Annotated in this window: 21 protein-coding genes, 1 tRNA gene and 1 pseudogene; 13 read left to right on the top strand and 10 right to left on the bottom strand. The window is 59.4% G+C overall.

Annotated features, from left to right (window positions below):
* Positions 1 to 24 precede the first annotated feature (24 nt).
* Positions 25 to 852, bottom strand: a complete 828-nt coding sequence (map, locus tag AB9K34_RS06850; protein ID WP_369953676.1) for a type I methionyl aminopeptidase — start codon at positions 850 to 852, stop codon at positions 25 to 27.
* A gap of 54 nt (positions 853 to 906) precedes the next feature.
* Positions 907 to 1,611, bottom strand: coding sequence for a DNA/RNA nuclease SfsA (gene sfsA / locus AB9K34_RS06845; protein ID WP_369953675.1), 705 nt, complete (start codon positions 1,609 to 1,611; stop codon positions 907 to 909).
* Positions 1,612 to 1,659: 48 nt separating this feature from the next.
* On the opposite strand from sfsA, the gene AB9K34_RS06840 reads away from it, so the two are divergent.
* From AB9K34_RS06840 to AB9K34_RS06825, 4 genes are read left to right on the top strand one after another with little or no spacing between them, the layout of a single operon-like run.
* Positions 1,660 to 2,382 carry a competence/damage-inducible protein A gene (locus AB9K34_RS06840; protein WP_369953674.1) on the top strand — a complete coding sequence of 241 codons (723 nt, stop codon included), beginning with the start codon at positions 1,660 to 1,662 and terminating at the stop codon, positions 2,380 to 2,382.
* Between the two features lie 5 nt (positions 2,383 to 2,387).
* Positions 2,388 to 3,116: a GNAT family N-acetyltransferase gene (locus tag AB9K34_RS06835; RefSeq protein WP_369953725.1), complete on the top strand. Its 729-nt coding sequence runs from the start codon at positions 2,388 to 2,390 to the stop codon at positions 3,114 to 3,116.
* Positions 3,117 to 3,122: 6 nt separating this feature from the next.
* Positions 3,123 to 3,695: a peroxidase-related enzyme gene (locus AB9K34_RS06830; protein WP_369953673.1), complete on the top strand. Its 573-nt coding sequence runs from the start codon at positions 3,123 to 3,125 to the stop codon at positions 3,693 to 3,695.
* Positions 3,692 to 4,612 (top strand): OmpA family protein, encoded by a 921-nt coding sequence (locus tag AB9K34_RS06825; RefSeq protein WP_369953672.1) that lies wholly within the window; start codon positions 3,692 to 3,694, stop codon positions 4,610 to 4,612. Before AB9K34_RS06830 ends, AB9K34_RS06825 begins: the two co-directional genes overlap by 4 nt.
* Before the next feature lie 35 nt (positions 4,613 to 4,647).
* Here the strand turns inward: AB9K34_RS06825 and AB9K34_RS06820 are convergent, their stop codons facing one another.
* The gene (locus AB9K34_RS06820; protein ID WP_369953671.1) at positions 4,648 to 5,553 is read right to left on the bottom strand and encodes a LysR family transcriptional regulator; all 906 of its coding nucleotides are present in this window, start codon (positions 5,551 to 5,553) and stop codon (positions 4,648 to 4,650) included.
* A gap of 307 nt (positions 5,554 to 5,860) precedes the next feature.
* On the opposite strand from AB9K34_RS06820, the pseudogene AB9K34_RS06815 reads away from it, so the two are divergent.
* Together AB9K34_RS06815 and AB9K34_RS06810 are read left to right on the top strand one after the other, a co-directional pair.
* A pseudogene (locus tag AB9K34_RS06815) lies at positions 5,861 to 6,088 on the top strand (NIPSNAP family protein); the annotation flags it as partial.
* Entirely contained in the window at positions 6,085 to 6,432 is a 348-nt protein-coding gene (locus tag AB9K34_RS06810; RefSeq protein ID WP_369953670.1) for an antibiotic biosynthesis monooxygenase, read from the top strand. The pseudogene AB9K34_RS06815 and the gene AB9K34_RS06810, both read left to right, overlap by 4 nt.
* Here the strand turns inward: AB9K34_RS06810 and AB9K34_RS06805 are convergent.
* The gene (locus AB9K34_RS06805) at positions 6,429 to 8,456 is read right to left on the bottom strand and encodes an FAD-dependent oxidoreductase (RefSeq protein WP_369953669.1); all 2,028 of its coding nucleotides are present in this window, start codon (positions 8,454 to 8,456) and stop codon (positions 6,429 to 6,431) included. The genes AB9K34_RS06810 and AB9K34_RS06805 overlap by 4 nt on opposite strands.
* A 126-nt stretch (positions 8,457 to 8,582) precedes the next feature.
* On the opposite strand from AB9K34_RS06805, the gene AB9K34_RS06800 reads away from it, so the two are divergent.
* On the top strand, positions 8,583 to 9,065 hold the full coding sequence (locus AB9K34_RS06800) for an RNA pyrophosphohydrolase (protein WP_369953668.1): 483 nt from the start codon (positions 8,583 to 8,585) through the stop codon (positions 9,063 to 9,065).
* 141 nt (positions 9,066 to 9,206) lie between these two features.
* Here AB9K34_RS06800 and AB9K34_RS06795 read toward each other — a convergent pair whose 3' ends face one another.
* From AB9K34_RS06795 to AB9K34_RS06775, 5 genes are all read right to left on the bottom strand, one after another.
* Entirely contained in the window at positions 9,207 to 9,809 is a 603-nt protein-coding gene (locus tag AB9K34_RS06795; RefSeq protein WP_369953667.1) for a GNAT family N-acetyltransferase, read from the bottom strand.
* Between the two features lie 4 nt (positions 9,810 to 9,813).
* Complete coding sequence (locus AB9K34_RS06790; protein WP_369953666.1) at positions 9,814 to 10,803, bottom strand: adenosine kinase; 990 nt, start codon at positions 10,801 to 10,803, stop codon at positions 9,814 to 9,816.
* Positions 10,800 to 11,444, bottom strand: a complete 645-nt coding sequence (nth, locus tag AB9K34_RS06785) for an endonuclease III (RefSeq protein ID WP_369953665.1) — start codon at positions 11,442 to 11,444, stop codon at positions 10,800 to 10,802. Before nth ends, AB9K34_RS06790 begins: the two co-directional genes overlap by 4 nt.
* A gap of 144 nt (positions 11,445 to 11,588) precedes the next feature.
* Positions 11,589 to 12,272, bottom strand: a complete 684-nt coding sequence (locus AB9K34_RS06780) for a flagellar hook capping FlgD N-terminal domain-containing protein (RefSeq protein ID WP_369953664.1) — start codon at positions 12,270 to 12,272, stop codon at positions 11,589 to 11,591.
* 2 nt (positions 12,273 to 12,274) lie between these two features.
* Positions 12,275 to 13,807 (bottom strand): flagellar hook-length control protein FliK, encoded by a 1,533-nt coding sequence (locus AB9K34_RS06775; protein WP_369953663.1) that lies wholly within the window; start codon positions 13,805 to 13,807, stop codon positions 12,275 to 12,277.
* Between the two features lie 110 nt (positions 13,808 to 13,917).
* Here AB9K34_RS06775 and AB9K34_RS06770 point away from each other — a divergent pair, with 110 nt between their 5' ends.
* The 6 genes from AB9K34_RS06770 (at position 13,918) to AB9K34_RS06745 (ending at position 17,232) form a co-directional block, all read left to right on the top strand.
* Positions 13,918 to 14,196, top strand: a complete 279-nt coding sequence (locus AB9K34_RS06770; RefSeq protein ID WP_369953662.1) for a rod-binding protein — start codon at positions 13,918 to 13,920, stop codon at positions 14,194 to 14,196.
* A complete protein-coding gene (locus AB9K34_RS06765; RefSeq protein ID WP_369953661.1) occupies positions 14,186 to 14,545 on the top strand; it encodes a flagellar biosynthesis protein FlgN in 360 nt (119 codons plus the stop codon). The genes AB9K34_RS06770 and AB9K34_RS06765 overlap by 11 nt, the downstream gene beginning before the upstream one ends.
* A 208-nt stretch (positions 14,546 to 14,753) precedes the next feature.
* Entirely contained in the window at positions 14,754 to 15,578 is an 825-nt protein-coding gene (locus tag AB9K34_RS06760; protein ID WP_369953660.1) for a flagellin, read from the top strand.
* A gap of 76 nt (positions 15,579 to 15,654) precedes the next feature.
* Complete coding sequence (flaF, locus tag AB9K34_RS06755; protein WP_369953658.1) at positions 15,655 to 16,023, top strand: flagellar biosynthesis regulator FlaF; 369 nt, start codon at positions 15,655 to 15,657, stop codon at positions 16,021 to 16,023.
* Positions 16,024 to 16,027: 4 nt separating this feature from the next.
* Positions 16,028 to 16,432 (top strand): flagellar biosynthesis repressor FlbT, encoded by a 405-nt coding sequence (flbT, locus tag AB9K34_RS06750; protein ID WP_369953657.1) that lies wholly within the window; start codon positions 16,028 to 16,030, stop codon positions 16,430 to 16,432.
* Positions 16,429 to 17,232: a DUF1217 domain-containing protein gene (locus AB9K34_RS06745; RefSeq protein ID WP_369953656.1), complete on the top strand. Its 804-nt coding sequence runs from the start codon at positions 16,429 to 16,431 to the stop codon at positions 17,230 to 17,232. The genes flbT and AB9K34_RS06745 overlap by 4 nt, the downstream gene beginning before the upstream one ends.
* A gap of 401 nt (positions 17,233 to 17,633) precedes the next feature.
* On the opposite strand, the gene AB9K34_RS06740 is transcribed toward AB9K34_RS06745, so the two are convergent.
* Positions 17,634 to 17,715 (bottom strand) — tRNA-Leu (locus AB9K34_RS06740).
* Positions 17,716 to 17,737 lie beyond the last annotated feature (22 nt).

Raw genomic sequence — 17,737 nt, 5'->3', positions numbered from 1 at the left:
ATCACGCTGTTCTGTCGGTGCCGGTCAGCCGTCGTAGGTGGGATGAAAGCGCCCGGAAGGTGACAGCGTGAAGATTTCGAACCCGTCCGACGTCACGCCGATCGAATGCTCGAACTGGGCGGACAGGGACTTGTCGCGCGTTACCGCCGTCCAGTCGTCGGCAAGGGTCTTGGTTTCCGGGCGGCCCAGGTTCACCATCGGCTCGATGGTAAAGAACATGCCCTCTTCCAGCGTCGCGCCGGCTCCCGGACGACCATAGTGCAGCACGTTGGGCGGCGCGTGAAACACCCGGCCCAGACCATGTCCGCAGAAATCGCGTACCACGCTCATGCGGTGCGCCTCGACATAGGATTGTATCGCATGGCCGATATCGCCGAACGTGTTGCCCGGCTTCACGATCTCGATCCCCTTCATCAGCGCATCATGCGTGACCTGGATCAGCCGCTCTGCCTTGCGCGGCAGTTTGCCGGCGACATACATCCGGCTTGTGTCACCGAACCAGCCATCAACGATCACCGTGACGTCGATGTTCAGGATGTCGCCATCCTTGAGTTTCTTGTCGCCGGGAATACCGTGGCAGACCACATGGTTCACCGAGATACAGCTCGCATGCTCGTACCCCTTGTAACCGATGGTGGCGGATTTCGCGCCCGCCTCTTCGACCATGCGGGTGATGGCCGCATCAATCGCTCCGGTGGTTTGCCCGACGAACACATGGTCACGAATATCGTCCAGAATTCGCGCCGCGAGTGCACCCGCAGCATGCATTCCGTTGAAATCGGAGCGATCGTAAATTCGGATGCCATCCTTGGTCAGACGGCCGCGCAGCTCGTTGTTCACCGTTGACTCCATGTCTCTTGACTTACCATATAGTTAATGCCCCACACGCAAAAGTGCCAGTGGAGGTCAAATCACGACCGCAACAGGCCACCCCAGGTCAATGCCCTGCGGCGAAATCCTGGTTCCAAAGCACAGTGTTTCAACGCCCCGGTCGCGGGCGGCGTCATAGGCCGCAGCATATTCCGGGTCAATGTCGCGCGCGAGGGCGAACGCCGTACAATCGGTGCGCTGAACCAGATACAGCATCACGGCGCGATGTCCCTGTTCGGCCACATGAGCCAATTCTGCAAGGTGTTTCGCGCCGCGCTTGGTCACTGAATCCGGAAATTCGGCCAGCCCCGGCTGGCGACACAATGTCACGCTCTTGACCTCGACATAGGCATCGGGACGGCCGTCTTGGCGCAGAAGGAAGTCGATGCGGCTCGACTCACCATACCTGACCTCGGGGCGTACGGTGCCGTAGCCCATCAAGCCTTCGACCTGTCCGGCAGTCAACGCGGAGCGAAGCGCGCGATTGGGTACCGAGGTGTCTACACCGGTAAAATGCCCGTTTTCATGATCGACCAGGCGCCAGCCGAATTTCAGCTTTTTGCGCGGATCGTCATTCGGTTCGAGCCAGACCTTCTGGCCCGGCTCCGCCAGCCCCATCATCGATCCGGGGTTGGCGCAATGGGCGGTGATTTCGCGCCCATCCTCCAGCCTGCAATCGGCCAGAAAGCGTTTGTAGCGGCGGATCAGCCGGGCGGGAACAAGAGGGGTTTCAAAGCGCATGGGCAAGGGCCTATACCTGCAGGCGCAACCATTCAAGCGAGGCATGCCATGGCAAATCCTACCGCCGCGATGCTGGTGATCGGTGACGAAATCCTGTCAGGGCGCACGCGCGACTCGAACATGCATTACCTGGCCGGCGAATTGACCAAGAACGGCATCGATCTGAAACAGGTGCGCGTCGTCAGCGACGATCATGATGCGATCATCGACGCCACCCGCGCCTTGTCCGAAACCCACGATATCGTTTTCACCAGTGGCGGAATCGGGCCCACTCATGACGACATCACCGCAGATTGCATTGCCGCCGCGTTTGGCGTGACGATCGATGTCCGTGATGATGCCCGCAAGATACTCGAGGACCATTACGCGAAAAGCGGGCTCGAGCTGAATGCCCCGCGCCTGCGCATGGCGCGCATTCCCGAAGGCGCCAGCCTGATCGACAATCCGGTATCCCGCGCGCCGGGTTTCACACTGGGTAATGTGCATGTCATGGCCGGCGTTCCCCAGGTGTTTCAGGCAATGGTCGCCAGCGTGCTACCCACGCTGACCGGCGGTGCACCCTTGCTGAGCCAGAGCCTGCAGGTGTTTCGCGGCGAAGGCGATATTGCCGAAACCCTTTCAGAATTTGCAGAACGCTATGCCGACCTGTCGATCGGGTGCTATCCCTTTCAGAAAGACGGTGCGTTTGGTGCGAATATCGTAATTCGCGGACAGGACGGCACACAGGTGGATACCGCAATGACACAATTGTCCAAGGTGCTGCTCGGATGAACGAAATGTCATCATCGTGGTACGACGTGATCGACGGCACCTGGCCCGCCGCGCGGTTCCTGGAACATGGCGTCTGGACGCTGCGCGAGGGACAGGGCGGCGGCAGTCGCGTCTCGGCAACCACGCTGACCGACCTGGACGCGGATTTTACCGAATCCGACCTTGATGACGCACAGGCGGCCATGCGCGACATGCAGCAACCGGTAATGTTCATGGTCCGTCAAGGCGAAACCGCACTGGACCAGAGCCTTGCCCAACGCGGTTATGTCATCAAGGATCCCGTCACGATCTATGCCTGCCCCCCTGCGCAACTGATGGATGAACCGATACCGCGCGTCACCGTGTTCTCGCTTTGGGAGCCGCTGGCGATCATGCGAGAAATCTGGGCAGCGGGCGGGATCGGCCCCGCGCGCCTTGCGATCATGGAGCGCGCCGCCGGCCCGAAGACGGGTTTTCTTGGCCGTCACCGCGACAAGCCCGCCGGAACCGCCTTTGCCGCGATGCATGATCGGGTCGCGATGGTGCACGCGGTCGAAGTGCTGCCGCATCAACGACGCTGCGGCATGGCGCGCTGGATGATGCGCGCGGCCGCGTTCTGGGCCGCCGAACAGGGCGCGGAAACGCTGTCGGTGATGTGCACGGTCGACAACACGGCCGCCAACGCGCTCTACACTTCCCTGGGGATGCAGCCTGTGGGACAGTATCATTACCGAAATCTCCCAGATGGAGCCTGAAGCCAAGTGACAACCGAGACACCGCCGACCGCCCTTGATCTTCCGATGGTTGATCCGTTGCCCGAGGAAACGCAGAAGTATTTCGATATCTGCGTCGAAAAACTCGGCATGGTCCCCAATGTTCTCAAGGCAAACGCCTTTGATATCGCCAAGCTCAACGCGTTTACCGGTATGTATAACGACCTGATGCTGGCCGAGAGCGGGCTGAGCAAGCTTGAGCGCGAGATGATCGCGGTCGTGGTATCTTCGATCAACCGTTGCTTTTATTGCCTGGTCGCGCATGGCGCCGCGGTCCGGCAATTGTCGGGCAATCCGCAATTGGGCGAGATGCTGGTGATGAACTATCATGTTGCGCCGCTTGATGCCCGTCAGCGCGGCATGCTCGATTTCGCCGCCAAGATGACCACCGCGAGCGCGACCATCGAGGAAGCAGACCGTCAGGCGCTGCGCGATGTCGGGTTCAGCGACCGCGATATCTGGGACATCGCCAACGTGGCCGGTTTTTTCAACATGTCCAACCGTGTCGCCAGCGCCACCGCCATGCGCCCCAATGACGAGTATCACGCGCAATTCAGATGACAATGTGCCGCCTCGCATCCTGCGCCCTGATCGCTCTGTTGCCGGTTCCGGGGCAGGCACAGGACCTGACTTTGCCAGCCGCCGCGCGGCAGTTGTCGGAACGGACCAGCCCGTTTGCCAGCTACGATTTGCCGACCGGCGGCTTTGCCGATGGCGCAGTTCCTGCTCGCCGCTTTGAAGGGCGTGTGGAGCGCCGGACCTTTCGCATCAACGGCGCGTCGTCAACGACGTTGCAACTGATGGCACCCATGCGGCAGCAACTCGAAGAGGCGGGCTACGATCTCGTGTTCCAATGCGAGGATCGTGGCTGCGGTGGTTTCGATTTTCGCTTTGAAACCGAGGTCGTCCCGGCACCGGATATGCATGTGGATATCCGGAACTACCGGTTTCTCTCGGCCACGCGCTCGGCCGAAGATGCCATCAGCATTCTGGTCAGCCGCAGCGGCAACGCCGCTTATATCCAGACCATCCGCGTGTCATCCCAAACCACAGAGCCCGCTGATGCCCCCGCGCAAACCGCACAAACTGGCGAGGCAACGGCAGATCTCGGCCAGATGTTGCAGCGCGACGGGCACGTGGTGCTGCGCGATCTGGAGTTTGACAGCGGTGCGGGAACCCTCTTGCCCGGGCCACATGCGTCGTTGAAGCAGCTTGCCACATATCTGCAAGATCATCCGGAACATCGTATCGCACTGGTCGGTCACACGGATAGCACCGGGGCGCTGGCGACGAATATCGACCTGTCCAGACAACGTGCAAGCGCCGTCAGAGACAGGCTTGTCAATCAATTCGATGTAGACCCGGCCCGGGTGGACTCAGAGGGGATGGGATATCTTGCGCCGATTGCATCCAACCTGACGCCCGAAGGGCGCGACGCCAACCGGCGCGTCGAAGCCATTTTGCTGTCGACGCGCTGAAAGCCACCTCGGACTGCGCCGGTGCAACCGTTCTTTTACCAGTCGGCCGGACCTTTTTCGGCAAAGGCATGCACCAGAAAGTCAATGAATGCGCGCACCTTGGGTTGGGTGAACCGCCCCGGAGGATAGACCGCATATATGCCCTGGGTTTCCGCTGGCAATGACGGCATCGCGTCTTCGACCAACCCCGCCTGAAGCGCCTCGGAATAAAGGAAGCTCGGCAGATAGGCGATCCCCAGCCCCGAAATCGCGGCGTTCAACAGCGATTGACCGTCATTGACGCTCAGCCAGCCGGCGGTGCGCACCTGGCGCTTTTCACCCGATGGCGCGGTCAGGCGCCAGACATTGCCGCTCGACTGGTTCGAGTAATGCAGCAGCTTGTGTTCGTTCAGGTCGTCAATCTTTTGCGGACGTCCGTATTTCTCGAAATAGGACGGCGAGGCGATCATCCGCTTGGTGGTTTCCGTCAACTTGCGCGCCCGAAGGGTGCTGTCTTCGAGCTCGCCGATCCGGACCGCCATGTCGAACCCTTCGGAAATCAGTTCGACATATCGGTTGTTCAGAACCATATTGACGGTAATGTCCGGGAAATCCGACAGGAACTTGGACAGGACAGGCGACAGGTGGTTGACCCCGAAATCGGTTGCCACGCTGATCCGCAACAGGCCGGATGGCGCGGATTGCATGGATGTCACCAGAGCGTCCGCCTCGCCGGCATCGTTCAGCACACGGCGTGCGCGGTCGTAATAGGCCAATCCGATTTCCGTCGGGCTGACCCGGCGTGTGGTACGGTTCAGCAAGCGCGCGCCCAATCGCGCCTCAAGGCTCGACACGTGTTTGGAAACAGCGGATTTCGATATTCCCATCTTCTTGGCGGCATCGGTAAAACCACCCTGATCCACCACGTTGGCGAAGGCTTCCATTTCTGTCAAACGATCCATACGCAGCACCTCAAGAACTATCGGACGATGCAGATCGTATCGTCCCGAAACTGGGCGAGATCGGGGCGAGCGTGGGATAATATCGGGGTTTCACCGTGGACCGTTCTCGCTATGGAAACGCCTTTAACGCCCTTCCGCCAGCCAGAAATTTACCCTATTCACTTGAATTAAATACATATTTTTCAGGCGCACGAAATTGTGGCAATTCCATGTGATCAAGTACATGTAATTCTCGGTAAATTCGAAGAACTCGTGAGGCGCGCACGCCCGTGCCGCGCATCTGCGCCATGCTGACGTGATCGGCGGCGGCGCGGATCTCGTGGGATATTTCGCGCCGCACGAAGGTTCATCCATTCCTGCCTATGGCATCTACAACATCCCGATCCTTGCCGAATACAAAGCCTGCCGCGCGCGGCTGAGCACCGATGCGCTCGGGCGGGAAAACTATGAATTTGCCCGGCGGGAACGGTTTCTGTTGCGTGAGGACCGGACATGGCTGACGCTGGCATCGACCCCGCACGGAGAACAACAATGATCGCCATCATCTTCGAAGTTGAACCCGCAGAAGGCATGCAGGACAGTTATCTCGACATTGCCGCCGACATGCGCCCCCTCGCGGAACAGGTCGATGGTTTCATCTCGGTCGAGCGGTTTCAGAGCCTGACGAATCCCGGCAAGCTGTTGTCATTGTCGCTGTTTCGCGATGAAGCGGCCGTTCAGGAATGGCGCAGGCTGGATCAGCACCGGCGCGCCCAGGCCAAGGGACGCGGCGGTGTTTTTGCCGACTATCGCCTGCGCGTTGCGCATGTCATCCGCGACTATGGCATGACCGACCGCGACCAGGCCCCGCAGGACAGCATCGCGGCACATGGCGGTTAGAGCGCGGCCGCAAGGCGGGTGCCTTGATCGATTGCGCGCTTGGCGTCCAGCTCGGCGGCAACATCCGCGCCGCCGATCACATGCGGTTTGGCCCCGCGTGCAATCAGCGCATCCGCCAGGCCCCGCTCGGGCAACTGCCCGGCACACATCACGATCGTGTCCGCCTCGATCAGCGTCGGGTTCTCTCGTGCTTCGCCAAAGGATACATGCAGGCCCTTGGCGTCGATGGATTCATAGTTCACGCCACCGACGAACTGCACCCCCTTCATCTTGAGCGTCGCGCGGTGAATCCACCCGGTCGTCTTGCCCAACCCCTTGCCATGCTTGCTGGCCTTGCGTTGCAACAACGTGATTTGCCGCGCCGACGGGTGCGGCCGGGGGCCCTCGGGAGCAAGGCCGCTGCGATTCTCCGCCGGGTCGGACACGCCCCATTCCTGCATCCACAGGGGCAGATCCTCGGTGGGGCTGGAGCCCTCATGCGCAAGATATTCGGACACGTCAAAGCCGATGCCACCGGCGCCGATGACGGCCACGCGCTCGCCGACCTCGGCCTTGTCGCGCAAGACATCGATATAGCTGACCACGTTCGGTGCATCCTGACCGGGGATCTTCGGATCGCGCGGCGTCACCCCGGTAGCGATGATGATTTCGTCGAACCCGTCCAGATCGGCAGCGGCAACCTCGTGGCCCAATTTTGTCTTGACGCCCAGATCGGACACCATCGTGCGATACCAATCGACCAGCCCCCAGAATTCCTCCTTGCCGGGGATCTGCTTGGCCATGTTCAATTGGCCGCCGATTTCCGATGCGCGATCGAACAGGGTCACGTCATGGCCGCGTTCCGCCGCCGTAATCGCCGTGGACAGGCCTGCCGGACCCGCGCCGACAATGGCAATGCGCTTGGCGGCATCGGTCTTTTCGATCACCAGTTCGGTTTCGTTGCAGGCGCGCGGGTTCACAAGACAACTGGTCAGCTTGCCGCCGAAAGTATGATCCAGACAGGCCTGGTTGCAGGCAATGCAGGGCGCGATGCGATCCCCCTCGCCCGCCGCCGCCTTGGCCACAAAATGCGCATCCGCCAGCATCGGGCGCGCCATCGACACCATATCGGCACAGCCCGTCGCGAGTACGTCCTCGGCGACCTCGGGCGTGTTGATACGGTTGCTGGTGACCACCGGGATACCGACCTTGCCCATCAGCTTTTTCGTGACCCATGCAAAGGCCGCGCGGGGCACCGAAGTCGCGATTGTCGGAATCCGCGCCTCGTGCCAGCCGATACCGGTGTTGATGATGGTGGCGCCGGCCTTTTCGATTTCCTGCGCCAGTTGCACAACCTCTTCATGGGTCGAACCATCCGGCACCAGGTCGATCATCGACAGGCGATAAATGATGATGAAATCGGGGCCGCACACCTCGCGCGTGCGCCGGACGATCTCGATCGCCAGCCGCATTCGGTTCTCGTAAGACCCACCCCAGCGATCCGTTCGCTTGTTGGTGTGGGCGACAAGGAACTGGTTGATGAAATACCCTTCCGAGCCCATGATCTCGACCCCGTCATATCCGGCCTCGCGCGCCTTGCGCGCAGCTTCAACGATATCGGCGATCTGTTTTTCGATTCCCTCTTCGTCGAGTTCCGTCGGAGGGAACGGGGAAATCGGTGATTTGACCGGGCTGGGCGCCACGCATTTCGGTCCATAGGCATAACGACCGGCGTGGAGGATCTGCATGCAGATCTTGCCGCCCTCCGCATGGACACGCTCGGTCACGACCGCATGGTTGTCGATGTCTTCCTGCGTCGTCATCATGGATGCCCCGGGCAAGACCGAACCTTCGATGTTGGGGCCGATCCCGCCAGTCACCATCAGCGCGACGCCGCCACGGGCGCGTTCGGCGTAAAACTCGGCCACCCGGTTCCAGTCGCGCGTCTCTTCGAGACCGGTATGCATGGATCCCATCAGAACGCGGTTCTTCAGGGTGGTAAAACCAAGGTCGAGCGGTGCAAGCAGGTTCGGATAGTCAGCCATCGGAGTCTCCTATTTCGCGTGCAACATGGGCTCGGATCGCCGACGTGTCACGTAAAACGCCGCGTCATGCACTTGCACCAGCCCGTGTTGGCGCTAGACAGGAGGCACTATCGCAGGAGCACGAAAATGACCCCCGACGAGATCGCAAAACTGCCCTATCGAAAATGTGTCGGCATCATGTTGGTCAATGACAATGGCGATGTCTTCGTCGGCCAGCGCAATGATCGCCATACCGAAGCATGGCAAATGCCCCAGGGCGGCGTGGACAAGGGCGAATCGCCGAAGGATGCCGCCCTTCGCGAGCTGTGGGAAGAAACCGGGGTCACCTCGGATCTGGTCGAGATCATTGGCGAAACCGAAAACTGGCTGCCCTATGATCTGCCGCATGACATCGTGCCGCATATCTGGAAGGGACGCTATCGCGGACAGGAACAGAAATGGTTCCTGATGCGCTTTCTTGGCCGCGACGAACAGGTCGACATCGCAACCCGTCACCCCGAATTCACCGTCTGGCGCTGGCAGCCGTCGGATCAGCTGGTGCAGGCGATCGTGCCGTTCAAGCGCGCGGTCTATGAACAGGTTCTCGCGGAATTCGGCCCGCGCCTCTGACACTCATCAGCAATATCGTTCCGGCCCGTTCCGCTGCTCGTCGAAATAATGATCGCCATGCGTCCAGCCGACGAAAAGAACCGCTTTTATTTGCGCCGGGTCGCTATCTCTCAGCGTCAGCGGCAGGCAGCGCTCTCTGGACTATGGCAGCGGATAAATCGGCACATGTGCGCCCGCATCAAGCGGCAATTGTCCGTTCAGGCGCGGATCATTCGCGATCTCAACCTGCTGGCGATATGCAACGAAACCGCAGTTTTGATAAAAGCCGAGCGCCTGTGGCGCGTCGAGCGTGCAGGTATGCACATGAAAGCGGGAAATAGGGCGGGCGAACGCTGTGGTGATCGCATGGTTCATCATGTACCGACCGGCACCCTGCCCGATCAGTTCGGAGGTGACGCCGAAAAATGCCAGTTCACACTCATCCGGCTGGCGAAAATCGAGCTCGACCATCCCATGCGCGGTGCCATCGCGCATCAGCGCATAGAGTTCGACCTGCGGATCATCCAGGATTTCACCAAGCGCAGCATCGTCCAGCCCAAGCCGCGAAAACCAGAGCCAATCCAACCCGCCGATCCGCATGAACAGATCGCGATACCAATCGGGCGCGGGCTGCGTCACCTGCTCCAGCTTCAGCCCCTCCGGCACGCGCGCCGGACGTGTTGCAACCCGTTCGCGCATTTCCAGATGCGTGACGATCGACGCGACCTTGCCCGCCGGGATGTCATGATACCCATCCGTGAGCATGGCGTCACAAAAAGCCGTTTTCGCGCAGCAGTTTCGGCATGTCGGCTTCCGGGCGCGGACCAATATGCGAAATCACCTCGCTGGCGCAGACACAGCCGATCCGCGCACAGGTCTCAAGGTCACGCCCCTGCGCCATGCCAAACAGGAACCCGGCAGCGAACTGATCTCCTGCGCCCGTTGCGTCAACCGGTTTGACACGTTCAACCGGAACATCCAGACGCGTGGTGCCCTCCATCACCGTCACGCCATCGCCCGATCTCGTGCAAACCACAAGGGGACACAACGCGGCGGTCATCATCAGCGCATCTCCCAGATGGTCGGTCTCGAAAAGCGATTGAATCTCGGCTTCGTTGCCGATGACGAAATCCAGATCATGCTGGATCAGAGACAGGAAATCCGCGCGATGCCGATCCACGCAAAACGCGTCGGAAATGGAAATCCCGGTCTTGCCACCGCCCGCACGCGTCGCGCGCGCAGCCTCGCGAAACGCGCTCTTGCCGGCATCATGGTCGAAAAGATACCCCTCCAGAAACATGATCTTTGCCTTGCTCGTAACCGCGCGCGGCACATCGTCAGAGGTCAGGCCGGTGGAGATCCCGAGATAGGTGTTCATCGACCGCTCGCCGTCCGGCGAGACAAAGATCATGGAACGAGACGTGGGCAATTCGCCGCCGGATACAGGTGGATTGACGAAATCGATCCCGTTTTCGTTCATTGCGTCGGCATAGAAACGGCCAAGCGCATCGTCGCGGACCCGACCGATAAACGCCGCTTCCAACCCGAGGGCACCGGCCCCGGCAATCGTGTTTGCAACCGAACCGCCCGGCGTTTGCACGCGACCGTCCATGGCACCGTACAGCAGTTCGGCACGGTCCTGTTCGATCAGTTGCATGATCCCCTTCTCGATTCCCATGTGATCAAGAAAGCTGTCATCGGCTTGGGTGATGACATCGACAACGGCATTGCCGATGCCCACCAGGTCGTAATTGCTCATACGGTCTTGTCCTCGTACTGACACAGGTCGCGGATCAGACATGTGGGGCACATCGGTTTGCGCGCCTTGCAGTGATAGCGCCCATGCAGGATCATCCAATGATGGGCATGTTGCTGGAAATCAACCGGAATATTGTCTTCGATGGCACGCTCGACTGCATCCACATCCTTGCCCGGCGCGACGCCGCTGCGATTTCCGAAGCGGAAAATATGGGTATCGACGGCCTGTGCCGGGTAGTGCCACCACATGTTGAGCACGACATTCGCCGTCTTGCGCCCGACACCGGGCAACGATTGCAGCGCAGCGCGTGAGTTCGGCACCTCTCCTCCGTACTGCTCGACAAGAATCCGGGACAGCTTCATCACGTTCCGAGCCTTGTTGCGGTACAGCCCAATGGTCTTGATATGCTCGATCAGCCGTTCTTCGCCCAATTCAAGCATCTGTTGGGGGGTTGTCACGACCTGGAACAACTTGCGCGTCGCCTTGTTGACGCCAGCATCTGTCGCTTGGGCCGACAACGCCACCGCGACAACCAGCGTGTAGGCGTTCACGTGATCGAGTTCACCCTTGGGTTCGGGTTCCGCCGCGTGAAAGCGGGTAAAGATCTCGTGGATCGTATGATAATCGAGCTGCTTTGCCATCCGGGCCTTAATGCCTGCGGTACAAGCGCGAGGCAACGGGCAATCAGCTACCACGCATCAGAAAGAGCCCTGGCATGTCGATCAGTCTGGTTCGGGCCTCCCCGGACGGCGGCACCCGGCCAGATGTCGTAAGACTGGCGCGTGTCAGTTTCCCTGCCGAAGTGCGGATACGTCATTCGCCGCAATCGCCGGTCCCCCATCGAGCACCAACATCACGTCGTTGCCCTCGAATTGCGCTTCGGTGATGCGTCCGTAGACCTCGGTCACGCCGGGTTCGATCTTGTCTCCGTTGCGGAAGCTGTCCACCGAGAATGTATAGACGCCGCTGGCAAATGGCGCTCCGCTGCTATCGACACCAGCCCACTCGACCGGCTCGGCGGACAAGTCGATTTCAGTCCGCTGAACCTCGCGCCCATCCGGTCCGGTCACCACCAGATAGGCCGCATCCGCCGTTGCGGCGACGCCGGGAGATACGGTTACCGGCTGCCCGTCAAAGTAAACAGGGGTGTCGGCCCGGACCTCCATCCCGACCCATCCCGCGAGAGACGCCATGTTGGACGAATCCATCCGGGCGAACAGCGCACTCAGGGTATCGTTTGTCTGAACCTGCTGCTCGACCATCGAGAACTGTGCCAGCTGCGCGGCGTATTCGGTCGAATCGATTGGCTCCAGCGGATCCTGATAGCGGGCCTGCGCCGTCAACATCTTGAGAAATGTCTCGAAATCCGAGGTCAGCCCGGTGCTGCCGGTCGCGCCGGATGTTGCGGAAGTTGCGCCTGCCGCGGTGGCCGCCGTAGCGGCGGCGGGAGAAGTCGTGATCTCGGTCATGTTCAGAGCCTCAGGTCTAGCCCAGTCTGCACCAGGCGGGTTGGAGTGGCGGTCTGCATTTCATCCGTAACATGGGCACCGTCATGGTCCACAAGCTCTTTTCCCGGGGCACTTTCGTCACCATTCGAAGCTTCGCCGCTGAACTCGAAACTTGTCTGCTGATAACCGAGTCTCTGAAATTCCTGGGAAAGTTGATCGATATGACGGCGCATCAGGTCAAGCGTCTCTGGCCGCTCCGACACGATTGACACTGTCATTCCCGCATCGCTCGTCGACAGTGACAGCCGGACCCGACCAAGCTCCTCGGGATTGAGAGCGATTTCCACGGTCTTGCCGGGTTCTTTCGCAAGAATTTCAACGGCCTGAGCGGCAGCGTGTCGCACGGCTTCCGGGCGGGCCACGATGGCATCCGTCGTTGCTTGCAATGCGGTGCCGGCCGTTGCGCTGGATCGCAAAATCTGCGCGTCGGCCACATCACCTGCATGTCCCCCTGGATCAACCATCAGGTCGGTCTCGGCGGGAGTGACCAAGGAAACCGGAGAAGGCGGCACGGCAGGACTGCTTGCAATCGTATGGGCAACAGACTCCGTGGTCGCAGGCATCATCGCTTGCGCGTCCGCGCGTGACGGCAGTCCGACAGAGGCAGCGTGATCAAGACCGACATCGCCTTCCAAATCTCGTGGAAGTGGCGAATGCAACGTATTCTCCTGGGACTTGCGAACAAGAGCCCGCATGTCAACAGGAGCACCCGCATGGTACGTGTTCTCCGGGCGATAGCTCCCGCTCATCAGAATCGGCTGAATGGATTCTGATACCGGAGCACCCGCATAGGCAGTTTCTTCGACAGGAAGGGGCGCTTCAGCTGCCCCATGTCCAAGAGAGACGGTCTCTCCGATCAATTTTCCAACTGATTTCGCCGCAACATTTTCGCCCCGTGATGCCGACACAAGCGACCCCTCCTCGGTCGCGCCGGACCTGCCGGTGGGTTCGGTGGCGTGCTCATATCGGATCGGGTGATCCGTAGCCTTGCGATCCAACCGCTTTGGCAGCGTGATTGCGTCGTCATCGCCCAGAAGCGCGCGCTCGGATGTTGGTGGTTCGGTTTCGGTCCGTTCTCCTGCGTCGTGCACGCCTGCGGGTTCCTTGACAACCGGAATCCCGGCACCGGTTTCGACGGGCACCTGTTTCACGGCGACGTCATTTTCCGCTTCATGCCCACGCCTCGGTTCAGGATCATCGCGCGGCGAGTCAGTCTCCGCCACATCGTGCGCGCATTCTTCATCTGCATGCACGCCGTCGCCCGGATCACAGGGTTCCAAGATATCGCCCGCTTCCGCTGTTTCCGCTTCATCCTCGGCGTCAGACACCTCAGCGGTCCCGGACAGAACGGGATGCGCATCGGCAACAGACGCCTGAAAGAACGCAGCCTCAAACGTGGCTTTCCCATGAGCATCAGCAGCCTCAAGAGCGGCCCCTGAAACAGGCTCCCCCAACGTTTTGACCGCATCGGGGATAAGAAGGGATGTTAACTGCATATGTCACCAGAATTCTCTCTTGATGACACGACGATCAAGCAAATCGGTTACCGATATTTTAACCCGATGGGCATCAGTCTTGAAAAAATTCCGCCAATTCGAGGTATCCCATGACTCCAATTTCCCTTTCCACGACCATCGCCCCAAGGACCGGACCCGACGCAGCACTGCGACAGGCGGCAACCGAGCTCGAGGCCGCGTTTCTGACCGAAATGCTGAAATCCGCTGGCCTTGGGAAATCACGCGATGCCATGGGCGGCGGAGCCGGCGAAGATCAATATGCGTCGCTGCTGGTCCGGGCCCAAGCGGAACAGATCGCGCAATCAGGCGGCGTCGGACTTGCTGAATCACTATTCAATGCACTGAAGGACTCACAACATGACGGATGAAAACCGCCAGGAAATTATCGATTCGCTTGATGAACTTCTGGACCGCGAACGCGAAGCACTGCTCGCCGGACAATTGGATCAGATTGAAATCCTGATGACGACCAAAGAGCAATTGATCGACAGGATCAACAAGTTGCCAGTCGAAGATCGCACTCCTCTCGAGGCGATTCATCAGAAGGTGACCCGTAATCAAGCACTGCTGAACAGCGCACTGGAAGGCATCCGGGCAGTTGCAGACCGCATGGCAGAGTTGAGACGCGTGCGTTCCGGCTTTGAAACCTACGACCACCGGGGCAAACGACAGACCTTTGGCAGCTCTGTCGATTCAAACCTCGAGAAACGCGCGTGATACGCATTTTGAGTTAAATGCAATGCGTCTTGACCGGTCTGTTTAGGATTCCATTAGGACATCGCACGCATGGTCAGGGGGCATCTGAAACAAAGGTGGCGCGAAGCCGAAAGCACGGCGCTCGCAATCGTCAGAAAGACATTTGGGCCACCCGAAAGGGCGGCATGAAACCGGGTAAAACTTGCCCAATGACCAAAGGAACAATGCCATGTCGAGCATTCTGACAAACAACAGTGCAATGGTTGCACTCCAGACCCTGAAATCCATCAACTCCAACCTCGCCAAAACCCAGGACCAGATTTCCACCGGCAAGGACGTCGGCTCGGCCAAGGACAACTCGGCCATCTGGGCAATCTCGAAAGTGATGGAATCTGACGTGAGCGGTTTTCAGGCCGTGTCCGATTCACTGGCGCTCGGTGAATCCACCGTGGCCGTTGCATCCGCAGGTGCCGAACAGATCACGAATGTTCTGAGTGACATGAAAGAAAAGGTCGTCGCAGCCACCGGCGAAAACGTCGACTACACCAAGTTGGCTGCCGATATCAACGAATCGATTGCACAGGTGACGTCGATCATCAACGCGTCGCAGTTCAACGGCATGAATCTCTTGAATGACGACGGCGTGGATCTGACGGTGACCTCGTCGATCGATCGCGACAATACCGGCGCAATCACGGTTTCCGAGATCACTGTGGCGGCGGTGGATTTCACCTCCAACCTCGACCTGAGCGACATCGACGTAAGTGATGCCACGACCGCGGCTGCATCGATCACGGCACTTGAAGCGCACATCCAGACCGCCGTGGATGGCGCAGCGGCGCTCGGTGCATCTGCCAAGCGCATCTCGGATCAGAATGTCTTTGTAGGCAAGGTGATGGACGCCATGAAATCCGGCATCGGCAGTCTCGTGGATGCCGACATGGAAGCCGCATCGGCCCGCCTGCAAGCCCTCCAGACGCAGCAACAGCTCGGCGTACAGGCCCTGTCGATTGCCAACCAGGCGCCGCAGACCATCCTGTCGCTCTTCCGTTAACGCCACCACGGTACCGGTCGGGGCGTCACGCGCCCCGACTTCTCTTCTGAAGCACTCAGATATGTGAGGTCCTGATTTGAACGCCCTGTCCCAGGCGCATCGCGCCTATTCCGCCGCATCGGCTCCGACACGCACAACAAGAGGCACCGAGTACGAGGCGATTGCCCGCATCACGACGCGCATTCGCGCGGCAGAGGCCAAGGGAACAGCCGGGTTCGCGGCACTCGCCGAAGCACTCAATGACAATCGCAAGATCTGGACGATATTTGCCATCGATGTCGCCGACAAGGGAAACGCCCTGCCTTCGGAACTCAAGGCCCGGATCCTGTATCTTGCCGAGTTCACAAATCAACACACCAGCAAGGTTCTGGCCCGGCAAGCAAACAGCGAACCGCTGCTCGAGATCAACACGGCCATTCTGCGTGGCCTGAGAGGCGGAACATGAGATCATGAGCGGATTAATCCTGAAACTCGCCCCGAAGGAACGCGTACTCGTCAACGGTGCTGTCATCGAAAACGGTGATCGGCGCAGTCGGCTCTCGATCGTGACGCCCGATGCTAACATACTCCGGTTACGTGACGCGATCCACCCGGACGAAGCGACTACACCGGTAAGACGGGTCTGCTATGCCGCACAGTTGATATTGACCGGCGACAGCGACCCGGAGACTGCGCGCCATGGCCTTTTGCGCCGCATCGAAGAACTTAGCCAGGTCTTTACCGATGCAGACAGCCGCGCCTCACTGACCGAGGCGACAGATGCCCTCATAGCACAGCACCACTACCGGTGCCTCAAAGCACTGCGCAGCCTCATGCCCCGCGAAGACCGGCTTATGGCAGCGCGTCCGTCATGACCTTCCAGCCCGTCATAGTTGGCTCGGGAATCGCAGGCTGGAATTTTCTTCAACGCACCTACGAGTCTCAGTTCGAAACCTTCTCGAAAACCGCCCAGATTTCACGGGATGTCGACTACTTCCAGGAGAACATCGGCGATGTCAAAAGCGCTGAGGCTCTGGTCAGCGATCGACGCCTCCTCTCCGTCGCTCTCGGCGCTTTCGGGCTTCGCCACGATCTGAACAACACGTATTTTATCCGGAAAATACTTGAAGACGGCACGGTCAGTGATGATGCCCTTGCCAACAGATTGACCGATGATCGCTACAAACGGTTCAGTGCCGCATTCGGGTTCGGGCCGGCAGAACTGAATACAACATCCGATCCGCGAAAAATGTCGACAATCGCTGACGAGTACAAGATTCAATCTTTCGAGGTATCGGTCGGAGAACAGGACGACACGATGCGCATAGCAATGTTCGCGCAGCGTGAACTGACAAGTCTCGCGGCTGAAAACATGAGCGACGAAGCCAAGTGGTTCACCCTCATGGGATTACCGCCGCTCAGAACAATGTTCGAAACCGCGTTGGGGCTGCCTGCATCTTTCGGTCAGATCGACATAGACCAACAACACGAAATCCTGCGCGAAAAGACCCGTTCGGTAACCGGAGACGATACGGTCACGCAATTCTCCAAAAAAGCGAATGTTGAACGAATGACACAATTATTCCTTGCCAGATCTCAAATCGCAGCGTCGAGAAACGCCGCATCCGCCAATGCCAATGCGCTGACTTTGCTCCAATCTGCCTTTGCGCGATGAATCGCGTGTTGCAGAACTCAACCGTTAAAGAATCCACATTACGAATCCAGGCGGTCAAACGAGCCGCATGGACGGGCCGGCAAGCACCCCGACATCAGCAACGACTTTCCTTTGCGCCGCTTATACACCATGGGGTTGTCTAGGCCAAACCCTGCATAGAACGTGTCGCCACAATACAGGTCTTGAAACTGCTACACCGTAAGGCCATCGCCAAGCCCTTGGCCAAATTTGGGCTTATAGGTTGCGCAGACACGAATAGGGGTAAGAACAATGTCCAAGTATTTTTGTTCTTCTGCGTTCAACTGTGAGCCCATCCGATTCCCTGCTACCTCACTAGGGGTAGCACAAGGAAGTGGATGTTGCATCTACATGTGGCAGGCTTTCAATTGAGTTTCGAACCGTCCCCACGCCCGGACTTGAACCGGGAAGCCTTACGGCGGGAGATTTTAAGTCTCCAGTGTTTACCAATTTCACCACGTGGGGTGACGGGTCCGAAACTGCCTTC

It is taken from the genome of Sedimentitalea sp. XS_ASV28, from assembly GCF_041224545.1.
Taxonomy (GTDB): Bacteria; Pseudomonadota; Alphaproteobacteria; order Rhodobacterales; family Rhodobacteraceae; genus Sedimentitalea.
This window is presented reverse-complemented; position numbering and strand designations above follow the sequence as displayed.